General features: G+C 46.4%; 1 pseudogene. It reads right to left on the reverse strand.

From position 1 onward, the window contains the following. Positions 1-802 (reverse strand): annotated as a pseudogene (gene cydA, locus ACWHAR_RS25765) (cytochrome ubiquinol oxidase subunit I); the annotation flags it as partial.

Consider the following 802-nt stretch of genomic DNA (forward strand, 5'->3'; position numbering starts at 1 on the left):
TTGCTGTTTTCAAGCTTTTTGCGGCGGTTTAACCAAAGGCCGCCTAACGCAGCAAGAATCATGACAACACCTGCTCCTACCATGATGCGGAAGCTCCAGAATGTCGTTTTCACTGGCGGAATGTAGTCGCCTTTTCCGTATATTTTTTCGTACTCAGCCTGAAGGGTTTTCATCCCTTTGACACTTCCGCTGAATTTCTGATAAGCCAAGTAGCTCAAGGCATAAGGAACTTTGATTTCATTTGAGCTTTTTTCATTTTTTGTATCGATCGTCGCAAAAGCGGTCCAAGCAGCAGGGTCACCGCTGTCTTCCCATAGACCTTCACTGGCAGCCATTTTCATCGGCTGTGATTCCATCAAGTGCTCAGCCTGCATGTGTCCGCTAAGGCCGACGCCAAGACCGGCACAAAGGCCGACGATCATTGCGAGTTTAAAAGATTGCTTAAAGAACGGCACTTCTTTTTTCTTCAGCAGTTTAAAAGCACTCACTCCGGCAATAAAGAAAGCTCCAGTGGCAAGCGCACCAAAAATAACGTGCGGGAATTCAACCCAAAGCTGAGGGTTTGTAATCAACGCGCCAAAATCATTCATTTCCGCGCGGCCGTTTTTGATCGTAAAGCCGACCGGCTCCTGCATAAAGGAGTTTGCTGTTAAAATCCAGAAAGATGACATGATCGTTCCGAATGATACGAGCCATATGCAGAGCGCGTGAATTTTCTTCGGCAGGCGGTCCCAGCCAAAAATCCATAATCCGATAAAAATAGATTCCATGAAAAACGCCAATAATGCTTCAATCGCAAGAG

Source organism: Bacillus sp. LR--39 (genome assembly GCF_053613335.1).